The sequence below is a fragment of the Vibrio sp. HA2012 genome (assembly GCF_002812955.1).
Classification (GTDB): Bacteria; Pseudomonadota; Gammaproteobacteria; order Enterobacterales; family Vibrionaceae; genus Vibrio.
Genome location: NZ_PFXK01000002.1, coordinates 509,252 through 533,703 on the forward strand (window position 1 = coordinate 509,252; position 24,452 = coordinate 533,703).

Here is a 24,452-nt window from a genome sequence, read left to right on the forward strand (position 1 = left end):
CATGGTAATAAAAACGGTAAAACGGCTTTTTATTCTCATTCTTAGCCTTATTCGTCCCTCTGATACAAAAAGTATATACCAAGATAAAAGGTCAACTGTGTTTATTACCCAAACCAGAAAAGCGTCTGGATAGATTTTCTCTCCCTCCCCTCTTAAGATTCGGATAAAAGATCAACAATGTGCCGACTTAATAGTCAACCGATTCATTTTATGCAAAAAAAATGAAATTTACTGTTGCTAACCACAGCTGAACAGGTGTAGTATCAGCCCCGTAGTCAAGGCGCAGCTTAAAACACCAAGCAGACAGTTGACTTACAACCACAGTGCGGTGGTGGCGGAATTGGTAGACGCGCTAGCTTCAGGTGCTAGTGTCCGCAAGGACGTGAGGGTTCAAGTCCCTCCCTCCGCACCAAATTTCTTTTTTCCTTTCAGAAAATCCCTTCGTATTTTTATTTTTCAACATAAACTGAATTCATCGGTATGTAACTTATTGTTTTTGTATTTTTCGGTTGTTCACCGCATAAAAATCCTTTGAGAGCAGAGTCATTAACACTACATCTAATCTATACATAACTTTTTGTGATAGTTTTATCATTATGTTAACTATTTGTATCCATACTGTAGGATGACAGCACAGCGTCAACTATAATCAGCTGAGATAATTGTAAGCATTCAGTTAAATCAGGATATATAGAAGATATGGACACTTATGTTGCCCGTCAGCCCATCTTAAATAAGCAGAAAGAAACCTATGGTTATGAACTTCTGTTCAGGGATGGCAAAAATAACGCTTTTCCCAGTGGTATCAGTGAAAATCGGGCAACATACCGAATTGTTGCCGAGAATTTTCTGACGCTTGGGCGGAATTCAAGATGTGAAGGCTCCCGATGCTTTATTAACTTTACCTACAATTCAATTATTCAGGGGTTACCTTTCAGTCTTCCCAGAGAACAGGTGGTTATAGAAATTCCTGGCCAATCCATACCTGACGATACTCTTTACTCTGCGGTAGCCAAACTCCACCGTGAAGGCTATATACTGGCCATTGATGATTTTACCGATACTCAGGAATGGGAACGCTTTATCCCCCTGATACACATCATTAAAATTGATGTTCTGGATATGGGTATAGATACAGCATGTGACCTCGCTATTGATCTGCATGAAATTGGAGTAACTGCAGCATTTCTTGCTGAAAAGATTGAAACGCAGGATGAATTCGAAGCTGCTTTAGATGCAGGATTCCGTTATTTTCAGGGGTATTTTTTCAGCAAGCCCAAAATCGTTAAACAGAAGTACATCAGCCCGGAGCAGGCTCTTGCTCTACAACTACTGACTGAAGTTGCCAAACCAGAAGTTGATTTTAACTGCGTAGAACAGATCATCGAACGGGATGTCTCTCTGTCCTACAAACTCTTACGTTTTGTTAATTCTTTAACCAACCGGATTGATCGTCCTATCGAATCATTCCGTCAGGCACTGGTCTACCTTGGACACGATAAACTAAAAATATTTGTCTCTCTCACTGTTGCCTCTTTTATTGCATCAGAAAAACCAGCCGAAATATACAACCTTTCAATGCAACGTGCCCAGTTTTGCCAGCTAATGGCCTGCTACAAACCATTCCATCAGCACCAAAGTAACTTATTTTTAATCGGTTTATTCTCCATGCTGGATGCTCTGCTGGACGGACCGCTGGAATCATTAATCGCTGAATTACCACTAGCAGAAGAAGCTAAAACAGCACTGATTTCCAGAGAAGGGCCTTTAGGGTACCTGTTGCAGATGGAAGAATGTTATGAACATGCAGACTGGGAAGCCAGTAAAATGATATGCCAGCAGTTGGAACTGGACTTTAATGATGTCAGCAATATTTACCTGCAGGCACAAAAGTGGAGTCAAGAAGTCAGTAATACTGATAATTAATATATATCCAATAAAAAAGGCTGATATACCTAGTACATCAGCCTTAATAATGACTGGAATTTCGATTACTTAAGTAAAGCTACAGACTGCTCTGCGATTACCAACTCTTCATTAGTTGGAATAACCACTGCTAGTTTTGAATCCGAAGTGGTAATTACGCCAGACTCACCAAAGCGAGCATCAGCATTACCCTGCTCATCTTCTTTATAACCAAAAACTTTCAGGTAATTCAAGATTTCACTGCGAATAGGCAGAGAGTTTTCACCAATACCACCAGTAAAGACGATGGCATCAATTTCTTCACCAATAGCAACCATGTAAGAACCAATGTATTTTGCCACACGATAAGTAAAAATATCGTATGCCAGTTTCGCACGAGGGTTACCGTTATCCATTGCTTCCAGAACACCACGAGCATCGCTGGTGACACCTGAAATACCTAAGAAACCAGATTTCTTGTTCAGCATATCGAACAATTCTTCTTCTTTCCAACCTTTGCGGAACAGGTACTCAATAATACTTGGATCCAAATCACCACAACGAGTTCCCATCATAAGACCAGCAAGCGGGGTCAACCCCATGCTGGTGTCAACACATTTACCGTGTTTTACTGCACTAATAGATGCACCATTACCTAGGTGAACAGTAATAAAGTTACCTTCTTCCACTGGCTTATCAACCATTTTTGCTGCTTCACGGCTTACATAATAATGACTAGTTCCGTGCGCACCATAACGACGAACTTTTTGTTCAGTATACAATTCGTAAGGCAGTGCATAAGTAAACGCTTTTGCAGGCATAGTCTGGTGGAAAGCGGTATCAAAAACAGCAAATTGAGGCAGTTCAGGGAATGCTTCCATTGCCGCACGAATACCAATAACGTGTGCCGGGTTATGAAGAGGAGCAAGATCCTGAATAGATTCAATGCCCTGAACAACTTCTTCATCAATCTGAACTGTCTTGTTAAACAATTCTCCACCATGAACTACACGGTGACCAACAGCCACTATATCGTTAGTAAAACCAAAATCATGAACCAGTTCGACCAGTTTCTTAACTGCTGCTTTATGGTGATTACCAGCATCAGTAATTTCAATTTCAGTTTTTTCACCCTGATATTTCCAGCTCATACGGGCTTCCGGCAGCCCAAAACACTCGCCTAAACCACTAAGAAGAGCATCACCGCTCTGAGAATCGATAACCGCGAATTTCAGGGATGAGCTTCCCGAATTAATCACGAGTACAAGTGCGTTTGCCATGAGTTCAATTTCCTATTGTGTCTGACTGTCAGAGCCCCTCGCTCTGCTTATTGCCCCATTATTCAATAATTTTTGAATCATTCAACTTTAATTGAAAAAAATCCGCCAATCTATCTTCTTTTTATTGATCTTTGTCAAATTTCACATTATTTAGAAGAATAAATTTAATCATGCAAAATAAAACTATATGCATAAAAAAACCGGATCATCTGATCCGGTTTTTTTATTAAGATACACTGACTGATTCTGATTTATGCGTCAGAACGTCCGCTGCTTCTTCCGCTGCGCTCACCACGATGACTGCCACGATGGTCACCACCACGGTTGCGGTCATAGCGTCGCTCACCTTCACGGCGGTTACCGTTACCACGCTGCTCACGCTGACCGTCACGTCCACGGAAACCACCTTCACGACGTCCACCTTCGCGACGACCGCCACGAGACTCACGGAAATCATCAAAGTCACAGACTACCGCACCCACTTCCTGCTGCCGGATACGCAGTTTGCGCAGCTTACCTGCGGCTTGAGAACCCAGAGCTTTTGGCAGTTGCACAAAAGTATGTCCCTGAGCCAACTTAATCGCACCGATAGAACCTTTACCTAGACCGACTTCATTTGCCAGTGCACCAACAATATCCTTAACCTGAACACCTTGCTCACGGCCAACCTGAAGCTGATAAGTATCCCAATCTTGGTTAGAGCGCTCCACACGCTCACCTCGTTCACCACGACGTCCGTCACGGCCGCCGCCATCACGACGTTCTCTGCGACGCTGCTGATCACGTTCGATTGCGGCTATCATTGGATCCGCACCCGTATAGAAGAGTGGTCGTTTGCCCTGAACACGCTTCAGTAACATAGCAGCCAATGTTGTTGCATCAATTTCCAACGAGGCTTGCAGCTTTTCGATAAGCTCCGCAAAATTTACCAAAGCGTCATTATCTCTTTCCGCTTCCAGCTCAGCCCCAAGCTTCGCCAGACGGGCTTCCGCTACTTTATCCCGCAGAGGAAGCTGGATCTCTTCCATGCTGGATTTAGTCACACGTTCAATGGTACGCAGCATACGTAGCTGGTTGGTACGAACCAGAAGGATCGCTTTACCTTTACGCCCGGCACGACCGGTACGGCCAATACGGTGGATATAAGATTCAACATCAAACGGAATATCATAGTTGAATACGTGTGTAATACGTGGCACATCAAGACCACGAGCAACAACATCTGTCGCCACAAGGATATCAATTACACCACGTTTGATATGGTCAACTGTACGCTCACGCAGAGACTGTGGAATATCACCATGAAGTGCTGCAGCTTTAAAGCCCCGGGCAGATAGCCAGTCAGCCAGACGCTCTGTATCCTGACGGGTACGCACAAAAACAATGGAAGCATCCGTTTCTTCTGTTTCCAGAAGACGCCCAATAGCCTCATCCTTTTCTACGCCTTTTACGACCCAGAACTGCTGCTCTACCTTTTCAACGGTCTGATTTTTACCAGCCACATCGATATGTGCTGGTTCTCTCAGAAAACGCTCAACAATGGTTTTCAGCATCGGAGGCATAGTTGCAGAGAACAAGACACGCTGTGCCGACTCCGGAGCGTGTTCCATAATCCAGGTAACATCGTCCACAAAGCCCATATTCAGCATTTCGTCAGCTTCATCCAGAACGAATGTATTCACTTCATCCAGATGTAGGCGATCACGGTTAATCAAATCCTGCACACGTCCCGGCGTACCCACGATAATATGAGCTCCGGCCTTAAGTGCACGCATTTGATCTACGATAGAAGTACCACCATAGATTTCAAGAACTTTCAGACCCTTGATATTACGGCCCAGATTTTTCATCTCGGCAGCAACCTGAATTGCCAGCTCACGTGTTGGAGCCAGTACAATAGCCTGTGGTTTATATTGTTTAAGATCCAGCTTGTTCAGCAGAGGAAGAGAAAAAGCCGCAGTCTTACCGGTACCGGTTTGTGCTTTACCCAGGACGTCACGACCTTCCAGAAGAAAAGGAATAGCCGCAGCCTGAATTGGAGTTGGAGAAACAAAGCCCATTCCGTCCAGAGCGGACAGAATAGCATCATTCAGTGCTAATTCACTGAATTGAATATCAGAATCTTGCATTGGGATCCTACTGTGTATATGTAAACGTCGGTCCCATTCGCTTTCCAATTCCAATACCGTGCAACCGAACTATCCGGCGACAATAAGTACAAAAACCCACTAAGCAATCAGGGACATCTCTAAGGGGTGCGCATTCTGCCCTATTCCCACATTAAAAGCCAGAAAAAATTGAAACTCATCACATTTTTGTCGCAAAACTGGACAAAATGCATCGATTCCCGACAACACTATCCATCACAGAAGATAAATGTGTAAACAGTCCCGAACAGCCCTTAGCAATATACATTCTCTGCATTACCTTGTACCATGTGGCGCAATAACAATTCCACGGCAACAATTCATAAAACTACTTTTCCGGAAAATCACTTTCTGTTTTCCCGAAGGTATGTAATGAATCACCCGACGGACATATTCCTCAGTAAAATCATAGGATTAAAATCAACAGATGTTTCAAGACAACCCGTTACTTGCGCAACTGAAGCAGCAGATTAAAGAAAACATTCCCAAAAAAGAGGGGATAATCAAAGCAACAGAAAAAGGCTTTGGTTTTCTGGAAGTAGATAGCAAAACCAGCTTCTTTATTCCGCCACCTTATATGAAAAAATGCCTTCACGGAGACAAAGTCGTCGCCCTGATCCGAACAGAGAATGGCAAAGAAGTCGCAGAGCCGGATGAATTGCTTGAGCAAAACCTTACCCGTTTTATTGGGCGGGTAAAATTATTTAAAGGCCGCCTGAATGTTTGTCCGGATCATCCTCAACTTAAAAAAATGTCGCTAAAAGCGAAAGCGAGAAAAGGACTGAACCCGGAAACACTGGCTGAAGGTGATTGGGTTGTGGCTCATCTGACCCGCCACCCACTAAAGGGAGACAATGGTTTTTTTGTTGAGATCAGTGAGAAAATCACCGATGCAAATGACAAAATCGCCCCCTGGTGGGTAACTCTGGCACAGAACAGCCTGCCAAATTCTGAACCTCAGGGATTGGAGCACTGGGAAATAAATGATGATGCCGATATGCAACGTCAGGACATGACCCATATTCCTTTCGTCACCATTGATGGTCAGTCCACCAAAGACATGGACGATGCCCTCTATGCCAAACGCACCGAAGACGGTAATTTTGAACTGACTATCGCCATTGCCGACCCTACAGCCTATATTTCCCCCGATGATGAAATGGATAAAGTCGCACGTGAGCGCGGATTTACTATTTATCTGCCGGGCAGGAATATTCCCATGCTGCCCCGGGAACTTGCTGATGAATTGTGTTCTCTGGTTGAGGGTGAAGAACGCCCGGCTATCTGTTGCACTGTCAGTGTCGATAAAGATGGCGTGATCAGTGATCATATCCACTTTTTTGCAGCAACTATCAAATCCCATGCTCGTCTGGTCTACGACCATGTCTCCGATTGGCTGGAAAATGGCACCAGTGATCACTGGCAACCAGAAGATGAAATCGCGCAGGTTGTACGCAACCTGTATGATTTTTCCCTTGCCCGAGCAAACTGGCGGGAACAGCATGCTGTTGTTTTCCCTGACCGTCCGGATTATCGTTTTGAACTGAGCGAAGATAACGATGTTATTGCTATCCATTCAGATATGCGCCGCAGTGCAAACCGCTTGGTAGAAGAAGCCATGATCACGGCGAACATCTGTGCAGGTCAGATACTGAAAGGCAGCTTTAATGCCGGTGTCTTTAACACTCATTCAGGTTTTAAAGAAGATAAGCTGAAAGATGTCGTTGAACTGGTTAATCCCGAGAATGACACACGGTTTACCACTGAGTCTATTACTACGCTGGAAGGCTTTAGTGAATTACGCCGCTGGCTGGGAAATCAGGAAACCACTTACCTTGATAATCGTATCCGTAAATATCAGGCTTACAGTGAAATCAGTAATCAGCCAGATGCCCATTTTGCGATGGGACTACCGGTCTATGCAACCTGGACATCTCCTATCCGTAAATACGGAGATATGATCAACCACCGCCTGCTTAAAGCCCATATTATGGGTAAGCCACCGATTCAGCTACCAGATGATACTGTAGGTGAAGAACTGGCTATCCACCGTAAACACCATAAAATGGCAGAACGTAATGTGGGTGACTGGTTATACGCAAGAACTCTGGCTGAAGAACCGGAAAAAGAGACTCGCTATCAGGGCGAAATTTTCGATGTAAACCGTGCCGGCATGCGAATTCGTTTACTGGAAAACGGTGCCTGTGCCTTTATTCCTTCACCTTTAATTGTTGATAACAAAGAGAGAATTGAGTGCGATGGCGACAAAGGCACGGTTTCTGTTGATAAAGAGCAAGTTTACAAATTAGGTGATATTCTGGAAGTAATTCTTACTGATGTAAATCAGGAAAATCGGAGTCTGGTGGCAAAACCCTCTCAGATTTTTGCTGAACCTATCACTTCCGGTGACGCAGTCACTGAATAAAAAACTACCAATCAGAGTGTAACGTGGTGCATAATGTGTGCACCACGCTTTGACGCGTGAGTAGATCATTGGAAAAATTTTAAATTAATATCAATAGATTAGCGTAAAATTAGATTCATCAGAGCATTCACAGAAGAATAACATGTCTAAAGTTACTATTTATAAACATCAGAGTCTGACTACACGGAAAAAAGACCGTTTTCCATCCACTCAAAGTGGTATCTTGCATATCAGCAAAGGAGCACTGGATCTTCGGACAGAAAGTAATATGTCACATATCCTCTCCGCCGGTGAATTTATTATCTACCATTCTGATGATATAAAAGAGCTCCAGTCACAGATGCTGTATGAACATTTTATGGCTGAAATGATTATTTTTGAACCGTCGGTTTTTCAGGGGTTTTGCAATCAAATCCCGAAATCTAATCAGAATATTATCGCAGCCAACGATAACGATGACGATTTTTTTGTCTTTAACCGTAACCATGTTATCGCCAGCCATATTCTGTCCTTATTGATTTCGGCGAAAGACTCCGGCAGCAGCAGTCATACGATAGAATCATTGGCTCATGCGCTTCTGGCAGAATTAATTCATATAGCGCCATCTGTCCAGCATGTTATTCGTAAAGCCTTTAATCAGAGTACGGCACAAAAAGTTATTCGTTTTATTGAGCTGAATATTGAAAATGAAGTCTCTCTGGAGGCAACATCTCAGTTTCTGGGTATGTCTACGGCCACATTAAAGAGACGACTGGCTGCAGAAGATCTCAGTTTTTCTCAGCTACTGAAGGTAAAACGGGTCAATTATGCGGCAACAAAACTGCGTCTGACCGGTAAGTCGATCGCTCAGATTGCATTTGAATCAGGATTCAAAAGTGCGGCTCATTTCAGTACTGCATTTAAAGGGGTACAGGGCATGACACCAAAAGAGTTCCGTCAACAGGTCGCCTCAAGCCAGGAATAACTACCAAAGTACTCTTTCCGGATCTCGGCCTAATGTCGTCAGAGCCGCATCAAATGTTTTTTGTCTGGCGAGATTCGGATAGGGAAGCCAGGCAATAATTTCAGCATGTTCCTGTCGGCATTGAGCTATATACAGCATCCAGAGCTGGTCTCTTTTATCGTATTCCAGCTTTGCCAACGGCAACTCACTGTGAGAATGCACAGAATCAAGCAGAAAATTAAGCCGGGAGAATACCGCACCACCGGAATAGATCTCATACTGAATTTTACCAAGTTCGGCAGGTATGCTCTGATTTCTTTGACAGCAGAAATTACGTACCGCTCTTTCCAACCGGTATTGTTCTATTTCTGAAATATTCATAGCCACCTCCACCACTAACTATACTCCTTTGCACTCAGAAAACACCTAACCGACAGATAAAATATAAGACCACCTTAATTTTCACGAAACTGTCATAATACAGACATATGATTGCTCCGTACCTTTACCCTTTATATTTTAGGAGCCTTTTTATGTTTCGAATTGCGTTAGCCGCACTTCTCTCCGCAGCTGTACTTGGTCCCGGCGTCAATGCAAAAGAGATTAACGTTTCCGGTTCGACTTCCGTAGCCCGCCTGATGGATGTTCTGGCAGAAGAATTCAACAACACCCACAAAGACAACTATGTTGCTATTCAGGGGATTGGTTCTACCGCTGGAATAACGATGGTCAAAAAAGGGATTTCTGAAATCGGCATGAGTTCCCGCTATCTGACCGAAGGTGAAAAAACAGAAGATCTGACGCTGTTCCCGGTTGCTTTTGACGGACTGGCAATCATAGTGAACCACAGTAATGAGGTGAATAATCTCAGCCGTCAGCAGTTATACGACATCTACAAAGGTAAGATCACGAACTGGAAAGATGTTGGTGGAGCAGATCGTCAAATCGCAGTGGTCACCCGGGAAGCATCATCCGGATCCCGTTATAGTTTTGAATCACTGCTTGGTCTGACCAAGGTTATTGGTCATCATCAGGTCTCTGATATTAACCAGACAAACTTAGTAGTTAACAGCAACAGCATGGTGAAAACCATTGTAAATCATAACCTGCATGCTATCGGTTTTGTATCTGATGGTTCCGTTGATGCTTCAGTAAAAGAACTGACATTTGAAGGTATTGCAGCAACACCAGAGAACATTGCAGCCAAAAAATATGAGCTGGCGCGTCCGTTTTTACTTCTGTACAAAGAAGAAACTCTGCCGAAAGGCGGTACTGAATTTATCCATTTTGTGGGTTCTGAGCGGGCAAAAGTTCTGATTTCTCAATATGGATATATTCCTGCAGATAAGTAAATAACACCAAATAATGAAAAGAGCTGGCATAAACCAGCTCTTTTCCGACGTAGACAAACTCATATCAAGCGAGGAAGACCTTTTGATATGAACAACGATGGTCGGCTAAAAATATAAGCGGATCACCGACACAGCAATACAACCGGGACGACGTACTCCCTCAATTTCAACCGTCATTTCACGCTCCAGTTCCAGCCCCCGATTAATCGGGGTCACCTTTAATAATTTACTGTGCGTCCGGAGTCGGTTACCCGCTTTTACCGGATAAGGGAAACGAACCTGATTCAGCCCGACATTCACTACCATTCTGGCCGTTGGGAACTGTGGATTTTCAGGATCAACACTATCTGTCATTCTGGACAGCATGGAAAGTGTCAAAAAACCATGTGCTATGGTCGTCTTAAATGGAGATTCCTGTACAGCCCTCTCCGGGTCGGTATGAATCCACTGTGTATCTTCAGTGACTTCCGCAAAGGCATTAATACGAGCCTGATCAATAATAATCCAGTCTCCTACATGAATCACTTCATCCAATTTTTCCTGCAGTTCTTCGTACAAAGCCTGTGCAGCTTCATTCAGGTTCAGATTCTCTTCCTGCTGAAGAGGAACCTCTTCATTAACGGCAGAAGCGTGCTCACGTACCCAATCCAGTACCTGAATGGTCGTGGTTCTGTTTATAAAATCGTGCCAATATTCCCTTAGCGCAGGCGACATCCTTTCTTTTATTTCAAAAGGATGCTTTGCCAGCGATTCACTTTTGTGTTTGAGAATATCCACAACTTTCATAAAAACCCCGGTAAAAAAAGCCTAATGTTGTGCTGCTAGGGTCAATTCTGGATGAGATCACAAAAACCAGCAACATTTTTCGAGCGTACGCATGTATTCTGAATGGTGTTTTTTTATTAAAAAACAATTCGTTACGCAATAAAACATTATTTTATTAATCAAGACCAAAATAGCTTAACTGCCCGTATTTTAACCATAAAAACCATTTTCAGCGCTCCCCTCCACTATTACGGGTCGAGCGGGGAATCGATCGGTTCAACCGATTAATTTTTCGGTTTTTAGAGAAAAACATCTCAAAATCCAGCCGAATTCCGGGATTAATCTGATAGTCATATTCCCTTGGAGCATCAATTCTCGGTGTCACAGAAACATATAGCCAATTTTTATAAACATTCAGATGCCAGGCAACAGATACCCAGTAATTGGTGACTTTATCTGACTCATCTGGGTCAACACTCAGACCGGCAGAGTATTCCAGAAGATGGTCATTATCCACTCGATCTGAAAGTGTCATCTGCAGCAAAAGTTCCCAACGCTCCTCATCAAACAAATACTGAGCACTGGGCCCAACAGAAAAGATGTCCGCCTCATCTTCAGTGACAGGGTAATAAAACTTCAGCTCACTGAGAGAACCCCCACCAACCGAATGATAATAAAAAAACTGCTGTCTGAATGCCCCAACCCAGTCACTGTCAAATACTTCAACCCGCCGGAATTCGGTTCTGACAAAAGGATCCAACGGCCAGCGTAGCTTAAGCCCTATATCCAAATCCGTATCCCAGTCATCCAGCCACCCGTCCTGATATCGGACACCTCCGATAGCATCAGCATCCACATTCTTTGTCGGCAAATCACGCTGCTTACTTTCCAGAGACTGATAGTCATCCGGATCCGTATCAAATATCAGATTCCACCTACGCTCGGTATACGGCATATCGATACGTAATGACACCCGTGCATCTGAATTGAAGTCACCGTAGCGACTGTAGTCAGACAAAGAACGAAGCCGGATATAACTGCGATTCTTTAACGCCTCATCGCCTTCCCGTTTACCCAGTCCTTGGTCGATATAATTGCTGAAGTCATGAACCGTGGTAGCAAAATAGTTCTCAGTTATATCTATCCAGGAACTCTCTTCTTCCACTACCTGCTCTGGTGATTTTTCAGCAGAAACGCTGGTCGGCAACTGACGGCCTCCCTCTGGAAGAGAAAGCATTTCTTGTGCCACAACAGGATGAAGCAAAGCTATATCAGAAATGAAAGCGATAACGCAGCACCTTATCAGAGCGGCGATACCAACGCAGACACTGTGTAAGCATCGGTAACCTGCATGAAAGAAATCTGCTTTAAAATAGTTCACTGATGGCCATAACTCTGGTTTGTTACCATTTTGTAATTATAGCCAATATGATAGAAACTGGATTTTTATACTTAATTTTCAGTACTAAAGCACATTTTGGATATTGGATAAATCCAGAACATCATATACGTTTATAGATAGTAAAAAGCCACTTTCAGGTGATTCTGCTATGCACATACCAACATGGACAAAGATTCTGACATTACTTTTATGTATGTTTTCAACCTGTGCCTCTGCGATAGAAATACAGGGAGTCAGTGGTGAATTTACTGTAGGTTTAGGTCCGATATCACTGGGAAAAGTGATCATGACCTATCAGTGTGAAAAAGAAACCTGCCATTACCGAACGAAGGTAAACGGATCATTTATGTGGATCGATGCTGACATAGATGAACAGGGATCCTACGTGCAATTTGACCATCAACTGTCTCCATTGACCACTCACTATGAAGAAAAAATTGGCTCAAAGCATAAAGAATATAAATACGATTTCCTGTCTATGGAGATTGAAAACGAAAAAAACAAAAAAAGAACGAAACTGAAAGAGATTGCCTACCCGTATACCCTTCTTCTCAATCAGCTTGCACTGGATTTAAAAAACGAGGGACCGAAAGAATACTATGACTATCTTTCCAATCAGAAAGTAAAACGGGCAACCGTCACCAGCTACAATAAAACACCAGTTAAAGAAGGAACTCTGCACCGATTGGTAGCCAAAAGAAAAGATCTCACTCTGGCATTTTCTTTTATTCAGCAAGGTGAACAGCTGCAATTTGAAAAACTTGAATACAATGCTTTTGATATGTCACGTAAAAAATAAACGCCAGTGACAAAGAGAATGTCAAAATCAGGGAGAGAAAATGGAGGCGCGTCCCGGAGTCGAACCGAGGTCCACGGATTTGCAATCCGCTGCATAGCCACTCTGCCAACGCGCCTTAGTGCAATTTATACATCAAATATTTCAAAGGGTTATTTAACATTTCCCCTTTGCTGTGCGCATACTTTACTGATCTGAAAAAAAGAGTCAAACAAAAAAACGTCTTCCCTGTTTGTTTGCTGCTTTTAAATACACATTGATGAATGATTAGTCTTTTAAGACCCGATAATGATGCCTTTTAAATGGCATTTTTCCATAGGTTCTAAGTAAGGCATTACCATTTTTTAATCAATCTTCCTAACATTCCCGGATGATAAGACCAGCAATGATCAAACATAGCCATTAGTTGCGGATTACCATGTCTGGAAAGGCTGATAGCATGAAAACGGTTATGCTTTTCCTGCAGTGACTTAACCTGATGCAGGATCGCTTCCGGCTGCTTAGGCGCAATAAAATCGGAAAGAACAACCAAATCAGCATTTTGGTACCGCTCAGAAGACATCAGTTCCACCGACTTAAGCAAAGCAGGTTCCAGTTCAGTACCTCCCCGGAATTGATAAGAGAGAAAAACACTGGCTTCTTTCAGGCCATCCTGACCGGTCAACTCATAAGTGATCTGCTCCGTAGAGAACAGCATAACATAGCAGTCACGATCTTCTTCCACTGCTATTTGCATCAGTGCATACGCCATTGCTTTTGCACACTGTTCGGGGAACCCTCTCATCGAACCAGACGCATCTATGCACAGAATAAATGGTCCCTTCTCAACTTCAGATGTTTGATTTTCTGCTTTCTGCGCTCTGACCCGTTTTAACTTACGCGCCTTACCTCGCATTTTATAATTCATCAGCCGCTTACTGATAAAACGCTTATAGAAAATCACTTCCAGTTCCGGATAAGCAAGGAATATCGCTTCGTTCGGCAACATCCGGTTCAGATCGTTATGCTGATGGACACCGACAATATCATCCGTAGCTTCATCACTGATTTCTTCAACGATTTTCAACTCTTCCTGCTGATCTTTTCTCAGCTCTGGAGCATCAATTTCATTCGCCATGCGGCCAAGCTTATCCGCTATATCTTTCAGTTCACCATTTTTACGCAGAAACTCAGCATAATGGCGCATTGTTTCCACTTCCCCCCGGGTCAGCTTCGCTGCCGCCATATCCCAGGCACGAATGAAATTTCCGACCTGTCCGGTTCCGGCTATTTCGTTCACATATTCCAGCGTTTCTAGACGCTGACGAAGATCAGACAAACATTTTTCTTTCTCTGAATTCAGAGTTTCAGATTCACTCTCTTTAACCGTATTCAGCAGACTCTCGTACCATTTGTCACAAAAATGCTGAGCAAACAAAGGACTTTTTGTCCCTTTATTCTGATCCAGTAACCTTTTTGCTTCCGGATAGAAGGCTGAGATAGGAGCCAGTTTCTCCAATAACTTTGGCAGGTAAATATAGAATGCACTTTCACTCAGTTTTAAAGTTTCCCGGTACAAAGAAAGCTCATGCTGCAGATGACTTTCCTCAAAAACTCGGGCTACACGCCGCTGAGCATCATGACTCCACTGATGAATATGTTCTCTGGCCAGCTCATTCACTTTCGCGTTTTCAGCGACTGCCAGAAACTCAACCTTAGTCATCAAATCATTGATAGCCGAATCCAGCACACCAGATTCCGCCACCATCATCGCCATATTTATTTCATCAAAACCTAACACTACGACTTACAACTCCCCGCCAACACTTCAAAACCTAAGCAAAAAACTGATTCAGATTTTTTATCCGGGATGCAATTTTGTCACATGCCTGCTGAATCGTTTCCAGCTCACCGGTGAGGGTCTGCAAACCGGTTTCTATTTGCCTTGGTAATTCTTCTCCAATGAAGATATGTGGCAATGCTCCAGAAAACTGGAAGTGGGTCTGGCGCAGATGCCGTTCGGCAGCATGAATCTGAGCCATAGCATTATCGGCTTTTGTACACCACCTCTCATACAGTTCATTGTCCAGTCCGTCTTCGGTAACCAGACCAACTGTAATCGTTCGATTTGAAATATCCCGGATAACCAGGTACCCGGAAGCATCCAGATCAAAATTGATACGGCACATATTGGGATTCTGGTTGACATAGCCATAAGCATCGCCGCCGCCATCACGGATCAGTTTTTCCAGCTCAGACTTTTCCACATACAGCCAGCGTCCTTCCCCCTTCACCGATTCATTGACGGGCATACCGCTTTGCAGCAGCACCAGCTTATACAGATTACGGGTTTTCCCTACGGTATAAGTACGTGCACCGGATAAGTCGCACTGATAACTGTCTTTACGTCGTAGTTTATTAGCCGGTTCTAACGTCAGTTTCATCCGGAAACGGGCTTCCAGATCATCCTGTATATCAGATAGCTCCCGGTGACACAGGTCTATCTGCTTGTGTACTTTTTCCTGATCAAACGCCTTGTTCAGAGCAAAGTCATTAATAGTATCCTGAACCACTTCCCGGTTATCAGGGCTGTACCAGAGGCAGTTTTGCAGCAACAGAATATCCAGCGGATTAACCCGATCTCTGCCATTAAAATACGCACTGGCTTTTAGCAGCTTCACGGCTTTTTTCCAGCGTCGGTCCGAAACATACAGATCCGTATCTTCTGTACTGAGGCCAAGCTGGGTTGCTTTTTCTTCCAGCATCATCTTCAGTTCATACAGCTTTTCAAAACTGTCATCATCGAGTTGCAGCCGGTTCAGTTCATCCTGCCACAGATAATATTCTTCATTGGTAATAGCCAGGCCGGGCGGGATCTGCGTCTCCTGTACCGTACCAACTGTCAGCATTGATTTGAAATTCTGTTTATTCTGAATACGGTTCATAAAAACACGTACCAGCATCCGGTCATACAGCGCATCCAGCCCACTATCTTCATCCGGAAGCTCATTTGATGCTGTCACCAGAAGCCGCATCGGTACTTTCTCTATGTCACTGCCATTTTTGAAGGTTTTTTCATTCACGACCGTCAATAGCGTATTCAGAATAGCCGGCCCTGCTTTCCATATTTCATCCAGAAAAACCACCTGTGCCGTCGGCAGATACCCTTCCGTCAGGCGAACATAGCGACCATTATCTTTTAACTCCTGAATGCTCAGTGGACCAAACACTTCTTCCGGTGTAGAGAAACGAGTCATCAGATATTCGAAATAGCTGCTATTATCGAACGCTTGGATTAACCGTTTGGCTATTAAACTCTTTCCGATCCCCGGAGGTCCGAGAAGGAATACACTTTCACCAGATAATGCAGCAAGGAGACAGAGCTTAATAATCTCTTCCCGTTCATAAACGCCATCCAGCAGAGCGTTAGCTAATTTATTAATGCGTTCCCGTCGCAATGACTTTTCTGCAGTAGATGCACCGGAACGATCAGAAAACGTAGTCATGGTAAAACCTAAGTAACATCAAGGTAGTCACCTCAGTATAGCGACTCACTTCACATAAACCAGTAATTTTGCGATACAGGTCAACTTTTGTACTGCATCATTTGCGATTAATCAAGAAATTTCCAGATAACAGACAGATGTGAATAAATAAATTGAAACGGCATACCAAATGTGTACAGATAGGTTTCGTCCGTTATCTCTTGCATCAGACTGCATTTACTCTCGGCTTGACAATACTCTGCTGACACGCACAAAACGCATGTTTATTTTCCAGATGGACAATAATATTCGTGACCTTATGGATGAATTCTGCTAAAAAGTATGAGCACCAACGGAAAGCAAAAGCAATGACAGAAAGAAAACAAGGCAGACGCAGTGCGAAAACTGCCGATGAAACAAAATTCCAGATCCTGATGACCGCAACCAAGATGTTTTGCGAACTTGGGTATGAACGTGTTTCCCTCAGAAATATCAGTGATCAGGCTGGCGTTTCACACAGTTTGATCCGCCATCATTTTGGCAGCAAAGAAAAAATCTGGTATGCCATCAGTGATAAGCTGCACTGCTATATGGAAAAATATATGCTGGAGCTGCTTCATCGGATCCCGGAAAATACACCGGTAAACGAAATCTTATACCAATTCGATATCCGGTTGATGGCTCACCTGATTTTGGTACCGGAACCATTGCAGTTTATCGCTGACGGGATCCGTCAGGAAGGTGAATTCTTTGACTATTTTATGGATAAAAATGGTGAAATGGGATACATCTTCCACAAACTAACCGATGATTTTAACCTTGCTCACCCAGATAACCAAATTGAACTGGCTGAGCAGAAATGGATCATGATCAGCTATGCCCACGCGGCAATCAGCCTGAGGCCAATGCAGAAAGCCATCTGGATAGAATATGGTAAAAATCCGGATCAGTGTCTACTTGACCACTGGAAGCTTTTTAACCATCTTTCAGCAAGCTCACTCAGCATTCCGGAAGAAAAAATTCTTAGCCCAAAAACACTGGAAGAGCTGCTGTTGCCGATGGCTGCCTGCTGGAAACATTGCTGCAGTGTGGAAGAGTTTTCCTCTGAACTGGAATACCTTACCCACTAGGGTATGGCACTGGTGTCTGCCGGGAAAAATCAGCAGACGCCTGTAATACATCCGGATAAAATTTCCCGAACAATGTTATAAGCTCAGCGTAATCGTCCCGGATACAGGGAAAGCATTCCGCCAGCCTGCTCATTCTCCTGCTTCTTTCCGACATACGCTGCAATGCCAGTTCAATAACCTCCAGACGGGCGTACGATTCCAGCCAGTTATACCGCCACATGCGTTCTGTCACCTCGATATATCGATCAGGATAACGGATATCCGGTGATGCCTTATACTTGTTTTTCACATCAGATTCTGCCTGTGCCACGAAGTCCGCTAATGATAGCGGAGAGGCAAACCGCGACCAGTTTTTTGCCAGACAATGATCCCAGAAGACATCAAGAGCGATAGGAGCAAAGCGCCGGAGAGGCTCCGGAAAAAAGAGCTTTGCTTTTTTCATGTAAGGATGCGAGTCCGTATAACTGTCCACAAAACGATGCAATTTTATACCCTGAACAATATCATCCGGATACTGACCAGCAGGATCTCCTTTCACAAAATCTCCCAGCAGGTTTCCGCTAATGTCACTACCACAACTGACGGCAATATGGATATGGGCAAGAAAATTCACAACAATAACTCAAAAAAAACATCATCCGCCCAACATAATCGCAACGATATCCAGAAGCAAGCCTAAAACAGAAGCAGATCAACCTGTATGGTGGTATTCACTTTCAGAGTTTCCGGGTAAGAATTTGTTAGCCTGCAAAATCCTGAACTATACTCGCTAATGATACCTCTGGTTACTGATAATCTTCTTAGCAGAGATTATCGGCTCGTAATGTTTTCTCAACTCTTACAAGGGGGAAGATATGAACATTCGGGAACAAATAGAAGATCTGGAACAGCAAATCTATATCGCCTATTCAGACGGGGATTATGAACGAATGAATATGCTGGAAAACCAGCTCGAAAAATTGCGTGGACGTATGGCTCATGTACTGGACGATGATCCATATGCTCTGGAAGATTATATGTGGGACGATGAATGAAGTTTGTTGCCCTGTGGTATGGATCTCCGGCAGGGCTTAAATTTCAAGTCATCTCAGACCATGTAGAAACTCACTTCTTGTGGCTGGGTTTGATTTAAAGATCCCGCCGAGGGCTGTTGTGGTGGTTTCACTGGTCGCATCCATAACCCCTCGTGATTTCACACAATAATGCGTTGCATCCATGGTGATTGCCACGTCATCCGTTTCCAGTAAGGCCTGCAAAGCCACCAGAATTTGCTGGGTCATTCTTTCCTGCACCTGAGGTCGCTGAGCAAAAAAGCGTACGATACGATTAATTTTCGACAGCCCGATAATTTTACCGCGAGGTATATATGCCACTGCCGCCTTACCATCAATCGTCACCAGATGATGTTCACAAGTACTGGTTACAGTAATATCTTTCACCCGAACCATTTCACTCACTTTCATCTTATTTTCAATGACAGTAATTTTAGGAAAATTGCGGTAATCCAGACCAGAAAAAATCTCATCTACATACATCTTGGCAATACGTCCCGGCGTTTCCTCCAGGCTGTCATCAGTAAGATCCAGTTCAAGAAGTTGCAACACTTCCCGCATATGATGTTCAATACGCGTTTTCTTCTCTTCGCTGGTAAAATCATTCGGATTCATAGGAGTTTCAAGTCCTCGTTCCGCAAGTGCATCTCTGACTAACTGTGCAGCTTCACTGATACCCGACATCAATTTCCCCCTTAACTCTGACTACCACTTCCGGATGGCAGACAAGGATACTCGTATTCCGGCATAATTACACCCATATTTGCTGTGTGGTAATTCTTTCTGTGCCATTTTAGTGCAGAAAGTCTTTCTCTTTTTAAACGATGACGATCCTGCCATGATTCTCATTTAGAAAGAGATAGTCTATGCTATGCTGAAAAACATCATTACGAACAATGAGTAACATCAGTCTGGATAAGGAAAAGTTATGAGCTGCTGCAATAAACCGGGATTAATGTCTATAGAGGAAGCTCAGCAAAAAATGCTGGCATCCGTCAGCACGACTCCATCCATTCTGGCGTTACCTCTTGAGCAAGCCCCCGGTTATGTTTTAGCTGACGATGTTTTTTCCCCGCTGTTTGTTCCCCCTTTCGATAACTCAGCGATGGATGGATATGCTGTACGCATGAAGGATCTTCACCATCATGATATTCTGCCGCTGGCCGGAAAAGCTTTCGCCGGACAACCTTTTAACGAAGAATGGCCGGATGGTACATGCATACGCATAATGACAGGAGCAAAAATCCCCAATGGGTGTGATGCGGTCATCATGCAGGAAGAAACCACAGAAACAGAAACCGGAATTCAGTTTCAGACTTCAGGCATCAAAAAAGGTAGTAATATCCGCCCGAGAGGGGATGATATCAGTCAGGGAGATATCGTTCTGGAGCAAGGAATCCGCCTCACACCAAGGGATATTCCTATGCTCGCCTCTTTGGGTATCACAACCGTTAGCGTATATAGCAAACCTAAGGTTGCGGTATTTTCAACCGGGGATGAACTGCGGGCTCCGGGAGAACCACTCGCAGAAGGACAAATTTACGACAGCAACCGCTATGGATTAAAAGCAATGCTGCAAAACTTTGGCTGTGAAGTTACTGACCTTGGTATTATTCCCGACTGTCCGGATAAACTACGCGCAGCTTTCAGCGAGGCACAGGCAATAGCTGATCTGGTGATCACCTCCGGGGGAGTTAGTGTAGGAGAAGCAGACTACACGAAAGATATTCTGCAGGAATCCGGTGAAATCCATTTCTGGAAAATTGCCATAAAGCCAGGCAAGCCATTTGCTTTCGGTAAACTTAATACTGCATTTTTCTGCGGTTTGCCCGGAAACCCGGTATCTGCAGCCGTCACAGCTTATGTCTTGGTACAACCTATGATCGCCCGGTTAAGCGGACACAAATACTGGCAAGCCCCCGTTTCATTTCCCGCCACCAGTAAAAATATATTCAGAAAAAAACCTGGACGCACAGATTATCAACGTGGAGTTTACACTGTAAAAGATGGCAAATTTGAAGTGGAAACCACAGGTAATCAAAGCTCCGGCGCATTTCGTTCTATGAGTCAGGCTAACTGTTTCGTGATCCTGGAACAAGACAGAGGAAAAATTGAAGCCGGTGAAGTTGTGCAGATCCAGCCGTTCAACCACACTCTCTACTAAGGCAAATTATGGCGATTCTCTCTGATCAGGAAATCCTCCGTTATAACCGTCAAATTAGTCTGAAAGGCTTTGATTTTGATGGTCAGGAAGCACTAAAACAGGCCTCAGTGTTAATAATCGGGCTCGGAGGACTAGGTAGTGCCGCCAGCCAGTATTTAGCCTGTGCCGGAGTAGGAGCCATGACTCTGGTCGATTTCGATTCTGTCGAACTGTCCAACTTACAGCGCCAGGTGCTGCACACTAGTGCCGATATCGGCAGAAAAAAAGTACACTCGGCAGCGGAATCTCTGCAAGCTCTGAACCCGGATCTTGTGGTTACAACAATCGATCAGCAACTTAATGATGATCTTCTGTCAGACCTGGTCAAAACACATTCTCTGGTTGTAGATGCCACAGATAATATGACCACCAGAAACCAGCTCAACCGGCTGTGCTATATGCACAAAATACCACTGGTATCGGGAGCAGCGATTCGAATGGAAGGCCAACTCTCTGTTTTTACTTACAAAAAATCAGAACCCTGCTACCAATGCCTTAGTTCTCTTTTCGCGGATACTCGGTTAAGTTGTTCTGAGACAGGGGTTATGGCTCCGGTTGTGGGGGTAATAGGAGCCGCTCAGGCATTGGAAGCGATTAAGATCCTGACAAATTATGGTTCTCCATTAACTGGAAAATTATTGATCCTGGATGCCATGACCATGAGCTGGAAAGAAATAAAACTACCAAAAAATACAGCATGTTCGCTTTGCTCTTCACCAGACTGACGAAAAAAACAGCAAATTCTGCGTCAAAAAATGTCAGAGAAAGAAAAAACGTGAACCGTGTCACTAGATCTTACAATTTATTTGAAGGATCCTGCCTAGCTGGCAATCTATTGATATCTAAAAGTGATTTGTCTATTCGAGTGCTGTACTGATGGATTCCAGAGTATCTAAACTGAAAAAAGATTTTCATGCATGCCTAAAAGCAGCAACCCAAAAAAGTAGTGTTGATTCAAGCATCGCTCTGCTGACTGAAGAAGAGCTGAACGAGCTTGAAAATGCCTGGATACAGTTAAGTGTCTGGAAACTAAACGAAGCCACGACTTCCTGAGTAAGTACTACTTATTTCATCTGTTCATCCAGATTCAGTACCGTCAGAGCATTACTGACACTCGTTGCAATCACATCAATAACACCTGTTCTTAAAGCTCCCAGCAGAGCCAGAGGTTTACTGTTCTCAGCTGCAATCGCAATGACTTCAGAGATCGGTCTGAATTCTTCTATACTCAATCCAATCACCCTGTCGCTCATCACAGTATTCGCTGTCAGTCCTTTCACATCAAAAAAATCATAGCCAGCAAAATCCCCCACAACACCTTGTTGCAAGCGTGACTGCACAACCTCTTCTGCCGTGAACCATCCTAAATCAACCATATAACTGTTTTCGCTCATATCACCGATCCCGACCAGAGCAACATCAGCCTTACGAGCCAGATCCAGAGTCTGCTTAACTGTCGCATTCTGCATAAAAACCTGTTTCTGAGCTTTGTTCTCAGCATAAGCCGGAGCGTACAATGTCTCGGATGTCCCACCGTATTTTTTTGCCAGTTGACGGCAAATATGGTCGGCGTTAAACATACCTCCTCTCGGATGTATCCCCCCAATGCCGCATACAAATTTGCAATCTCTCGGAGTAATCACTCCAATATGATGAGCAACGGCCGATACATTGCGCCCCTGCCCGACAGTAATGACATTCCCATCACGCAAATTAGAAGAAAGATAACTGGAGACCAGGCCAGCCACCTGACTACGTTGTTCATCCTCATTTGACTGATCCAGTGCAATAAGTGCCCGTTTGACGCCAAAGTGTTTAATCAGCCTCTGTTCTATTTTGGCACTGAAGACCGGGTGATATTTCACTGTTATTTCGACAATTCCCTCATCCCTTGCCTGTTTCAGCATCCGACCAACTTTGGCACGGGATAGAGAAAATTTACGGGATATTTCTTCCTGTGTCGCGCCATCCTGATAATACGCAACTGAAATTTCAGTCAGCAAATCGGTACTTTGTTCTGAAATTTCCTGAATCTGACTACTCATTCTCATATCCAAACCGTTTTTCCGCAGCAATATTAACACAAGACATGATTCATACTGAACAGGTGCTCACCACCATGACAGGTATGTTACCGAACCACAACAAAACAAATGATACATAACATTACATTTGCTCAGGATGGATGATTTTATCCATTCCTTACAAACCCTGTATTTAACAGCAATAAAATGGTTATACACTGTGTGTAGCGATATAAAAAAGAAAGAAAGTTGACAAACATCACTTTTATTTCGTTTGTGTGATTGACATCTAATATGAATGCGCTAATTTGGAATCATCAATTACTCACAAATAGCGCAAATGCTCACCAAGTATTTGCCTCAGACAATAGAATTAGAATCAATGAAGAAAAGCCATTGATTGACTAACAAACAAATGACCAGAACGTTGAATAGATAGGACACCGATATGAGCAACAAATTAGAGCAACTTCGTAAAGTAACCACTGTTGTCGCCGATACAGGCGATATCGAAGCTATCGCAAAATATCAGCCAGAAGATGCAACCACCAACCCCTCTCTTATTCTCAAAGCTGCTCAGATAGCCGATTATGCGCCTCTTATCGATCAGGCTGTAGAGTACGCGAAATCTCAGAGCAACGACAAAGCTCAGCAGCTTGAAGATGCCTGCGACATGCTGGCAGTGAATATCGGAAAAGAAATCCTGAAAATTGTACCGGGACGTATTTCTACCGAAGTTGATGCCCGCCTTTCCTTTAATACCGAGGCCAGTGTCGAAAAAGCCCGTAAACTGGTCAAAATGTACAATGATGCCGGCATCGCCAATGACCGAATCCTGATCAAACTGGCGTCAACCTGGGAAGGTATTCGTGCAGGTGAAATACTAGAAAAAGAAGGGATCAACTGTAACCTGACACTACTGTTCTCTTTTGCTCAGGCTCGCGCATGTGCTGAAGCCGGTGTATTCCTTATTTCTCCTTTTGTGGGACGTATTATGGACTGGTACAAAGCAAAAGAAGGTCGTAATTTTGAAGCTCAGGAAGATCCGGGTGTCCTTTCCGTCACGAAAATCTACAACTATTACAAAGAGCATGGCTATGACACTGTCGTGATGGGAGCAAGCTTCCGTAATATTGGTGAGATCCTGGAGATTGCTGGTTGTGATCGCCTGACTATTGCACCTCAGCTTCTTCAGGAACTGGAAGATGCACAAGGTGAATTAATCACAAAACTGGCACCAGCAACCGATGTGAAAGAACGTCCAGCTCCACTTACCCATGCTGAATTTATGTGGGAACACAATCAGGATGCAATGGCTGTTGAAAAACTAGCAGAAGGCATTCGTAACTTTGCTGTCGATCAGGGCAAACTGGAAACCATGATTGAAGCCAGACTTTAATTTTCCTGAAACCAGACTACAAAACGGGCGCATTAGCGCCCTTTCAAATTTAACCTTTAAATACCGGTAACCACTATGGAACGCAAACAACTAGCCAACGCAATTCGTGCTCTTAGTATGGATGGTGTACAACAAGCCAACTCAGGCCACCCGGGTGCACCAATG

The 24,452-nt window shown here is 43.8% G+C and carries 22 protein-coding genes and 2 tRNA genes; 13 read left to right on the forward strand and 11 right to left on the reverse strand.

Annotated features, from left to right (window positions below):
- Positions 1-325: 325 nt before the first annotated feature.
- A tRNA-Leu gene (locus CSW98_RS06155) sits at positions 326-412 on the forward strand.
- Between the two features lie 287 nt (positions 413-699).
- A complete protein-coding gene (locus CSW98_RS06160) occupies positions 700-1,926 on the forward strand; it encodes an EAL and HDOD domain-containing protein (RefSeq protein ID WP_100799576.1) in 1,227 nt (408 codons plus the stop codon).
- A 65-nt stretch (positions 1,927-1,991) separates the two neighbouring features.
- Here the strand turns inward: CSW98_RS06160 and CSW98_RS06165 are convergent, their stop codons facing one another.
- Both CSW98_RS06165 and CSW98_RS06170 read right to left on the reverse strand, forming a co-directional pair.
- Entirely contained in the window at positions 1,992-3,185 is a 1,194-nt protein-coding gene (locus tag CSW98_RS06165; protein ID WP_100799577.1) for an acetate/propionate family kinase, read from the reverse strand.
- Positions 3,186-3,436: 251 nt separating this feature from the next.
- Positions 3,437-5,314: a DEAD/DEAH box helicase gene (locus CSW98_RS06170; protein ID WP_100799578.1), complete on the reverse strand. Its 1,878-nt coding sequence runs from the start codon at positions 5,312-5,314 to the stop codon at positions 3,437-3,439.
- A 445-nt stretch (positions 5,315-5,759) separates the two neighbouring features.
- Here CSW98_RS06170 and rnb point away from each other — a divergent pair, with 445 nt between their 5' ends.
- Both rnb and CSW98_RS06180 read left to right on the forward strand, forming a co-directional pair.
- Positions 5,760-7,757: an exoribonuclease II gene (rnb, locus tag CSW98_RS06175; protein ID WP_100799579.1), complete on the forward strand. Its 1,998-nt coding sequence runs from the start codon at positions 5,760-5,762 to the stop codon at positions 7,755-7,757.
- A 142-nt stretch (positions 7,758-7,899) separates the two neighbouring features.
- A complete protein-coding gene (locus tag CSW98_RS06180; RefSeq protein WP_100799580.1) occupies positions 7,900-8,721 on the forward strand; it encodes a helix-turn-helix domain-containing protein in 822 nt (273 codons plus the stop codon).
- On the opposite strand, the gene CSW98_RS06185 is transcribed toward CSW98_RS06180, so the two are convergent.
- Entirely contained in the window at positions 8,722-9,081 is a 360-nt protein-coding gene (locus CSW98_RS06185) for a DUF3024 domain-containing protein (RefSeq protein WP_157810341.1), read from the reverse strand.
- 152 nt (positions 9,082-9,233) lie between these two features.
- Between CSW98_RS06185 and CSW98_RS06190 the strand changes: the two genes are divergently transcribed.
- On the forward strand, positions 9,234-10,052 hold the full coding sequence (locus CSW98_RS06190; protein ID WP_100799582.1) for a phosphate ABC transporter substrate-binding protein: 819 nt from the start codon (positions 9,234-9,236) through the stop codon (positions 10,050-10,052).
- A 105-nt stretch (positions 10,053-10,157) separates the two neighbouring features.
- Here the strand turns inward: CSW98_RS06190 and CSW98_RS06195 are convergent, their stop codons facing one another.
- A complete protein-coding gene (locus CSW98_RS06195; protein WP_100799583.1) occupies positions 10,158-10,838 on the reverse strand; it encodes a MaoC family dehydratase in 681 nt (226 codons plus the stop codon).
- Between the two features lie 208 nt (positions 10,839-11,046).
- Entirely contained in the window at positions 11,047-12,081 is a 1,035-nt protein-coding gene (locus CSW98_RS06200) for a hypothetical protein (protein ID WP_157810342.1), read from the reverse strand.
- Positions 12,082-12,367: 286 nt separating this feature from the next.
- Here CSW98_RS06200 and CSW98_RS06205 point away from each other — a divergent pair, with 286 nt between their 5' ends.
- On the forward strand, positions 12,368-13,018 hold the full coding sequence (locus tag CSW98_RS06205) for a hypothetical protein (RefSeq protein ID WP_100799585.1): 651 nt from the start codon (positions 12,368-12,370) through the stop codon (positions 13,016-13,018).
- A 41-nt stretch (positions 13,019-13,059) separates the two neighbouring features.
- Here the strand turns inward: CSW98_RS06205 and CSW98_RS06210 are convergent.
- From CSW98_RS06210 to CSW98_RS06220, 3 genes are all read right to left on the reverse strand, one after another.
- Positions 13,060-13,133: transfer RNA gene (locus tag CSW98_RS06210), tRNA-Cys, on the reverse strand.
- Between the two features lie 216 nt (positions 13,134-13,349).
- Positions 13,350-14,795 (reverse strand): ATPase RavA stimulator ViaA, encoded by a 1,446-nt coding sequence (gene viaA, locus CSW98_RS06215; protein WP_100799586.1) that lies wholly within the window; start codon positions 14,793-14,795, stop codon positions 13,350-13,352.
- Between the two features lie 34 nt (positions 14,796-14,829).
- Complete coding sequence (locus CSW98_RS06220) at positions 14,830-16,500, reverse strand: ATPase RavA domain-containing protein (protein WP_100799587.1); 1,671 nt, start codon at positions 16,498-16,500, stop codon at positions 14,830-14,832.
- A 347-nt stretch (positions 16,501-16,847) separates the two neighbouring features.
- Here CSW98_RS06220 and CSW98_RS06225 point away from each other — a divergent pair, with 347 nt between their 5' ends.
- Complete coding sequence (locus CSW98_RS06225; protein WP_100799626.1) at positions 16,848-17,609, forward strand: TetR/AcrR family transcriptional regulator; 762 nt, start codon at positions 16,848-16,850, stop codon at positions 17,607-17,609.
- Here CSW98_RS06225 and CSW98_RS06230 read toward each other — a convergent pair.
- Entirely contained in the window at positions 17,599-18,222 is a 624-nt protein-coding gene (locus CSW98_RS06230; RefSeq protein ID WP_100799588.1) for an acyl carrier protein phosphodiesterase, read from the reverse strand. The genes CSW98_RS06225 and CSW98_RS06230 overlap by 11 nt on opposite strands.
- A 241-nt stretch (positions 18,223-18,463) precedes the next feature.
- Between CSW98_RS06230 and CSW98_RS06235 the strand changes: the two genes are divergently transcribed.
- Positions 18,464-18,643, forward strand: coding sequence for a hypothetical protein (locus CSW98_RS06235; protein ID WP_100799589.1), 180 nt, complete (start codon positions 18,464-18,466; stop codon positions 18,641-18,643).
- 48 nt (positions 18,644-18,691) lie between these two features.
- On the opposite strand, the gene folE is transcribed toward CSW98_RS06235, so the two are convergent.
- Entirely contained in the window at positions 18,692-19,345 is a 654-nt protein-coding gene (gene folE, locus CSW98_RS06240) for a GTP cyclohydrolase I FolE (protein ID WP_100799590.1), read from the reverse strand.
- A 244-nt stretch (positions 19,346-19,589) separates the two neighbouring features.
- Between folE and moeA the strand changes: the two genes are divergently transcribed.
- The 3 genes from moeA (at position 19,590) to CSW98_RS17615 (ending at position 21,917) form a co-directional block, all read left to right on the forward strand.
- Positions 19,590-20,825 (forward strand): molybdopterin molybdotransferase MoeA, encoded by a 1,236-nt coding sequence (gene moeA / locus CSW98_RS06245; protein WP_100799591.1) that lies wholly within the window; start codon positions 19,590-19,592, stop codon positions 20,823-20,825.
- A gap of 8 nt (positions 20,826-20,833) precedes the next feature.
- Positions 20,834-21,589, forward strand: coding sequence for a molybdopterin-synthase adenylyltransferase MoeB (gene moeB / locus CSW98_RS06250; protein WP_100799592.1), 756 nt, complete (start codon positions 20,834-20,836; stop codon positions 21,587-21,589).
- 151 nt (positions 21,590-21,740) lie between these two features.
- The gene (locus tag CSW98_RS17615) at positions 21,741-21,917 is read left to right on the forward strand and encodes a hypothetical protein (protein ID WP_198517284.1); all 177 of its coding nucleotides are present in this window, start codon (positions 21,741-21,743) and stop codon (positions 21,915-21,917) included.
- 11 nt (positions 21,918-21,928) lie between these two features.
- On the opposite strand, the gene CSW98_RS06255 is transcribed toward CSW98_RS17615, so the two are convergent.
- On the reverse strand, positions 21,929-22,909 hold the full coding sequence (locus CSW98_RS06255) for a sugar-binding transcriptional regulator (protein ID WP_100799593.1): 981 nt from the start codon (positions 22,907-22,909) through the stop codon (positions 21,929-21,931).
- A 427-nt stretch (positions 22,910-23,336) separates the two neighbouring features.
- Here CSW98_RS06255 and tal point away from each other — a divergent pair, with 427 nt between their 5' ends.
- On the forward strand, positions 23,337-24,287 hold the full coding sequence (gene tal, locus CSW98_RS06260) for a transaldolase (RefSeq protein WP_100799594.1): 951 nt from the start codon (positions 23,337-23,339) through the stop codon (positions 24,285-24,287).
- A gap of 75 nt (positions 24,288-24,362) precedes the next feature.
- A partial coding sequence (locus CSW98_RS17875) for a thiamine pyrophosphate-binding protein (RefSeq protein ID WP_157810343.1) occupies positions 24,363-24,452 on the forward strand: 90 nt, incomplete at its 3' end.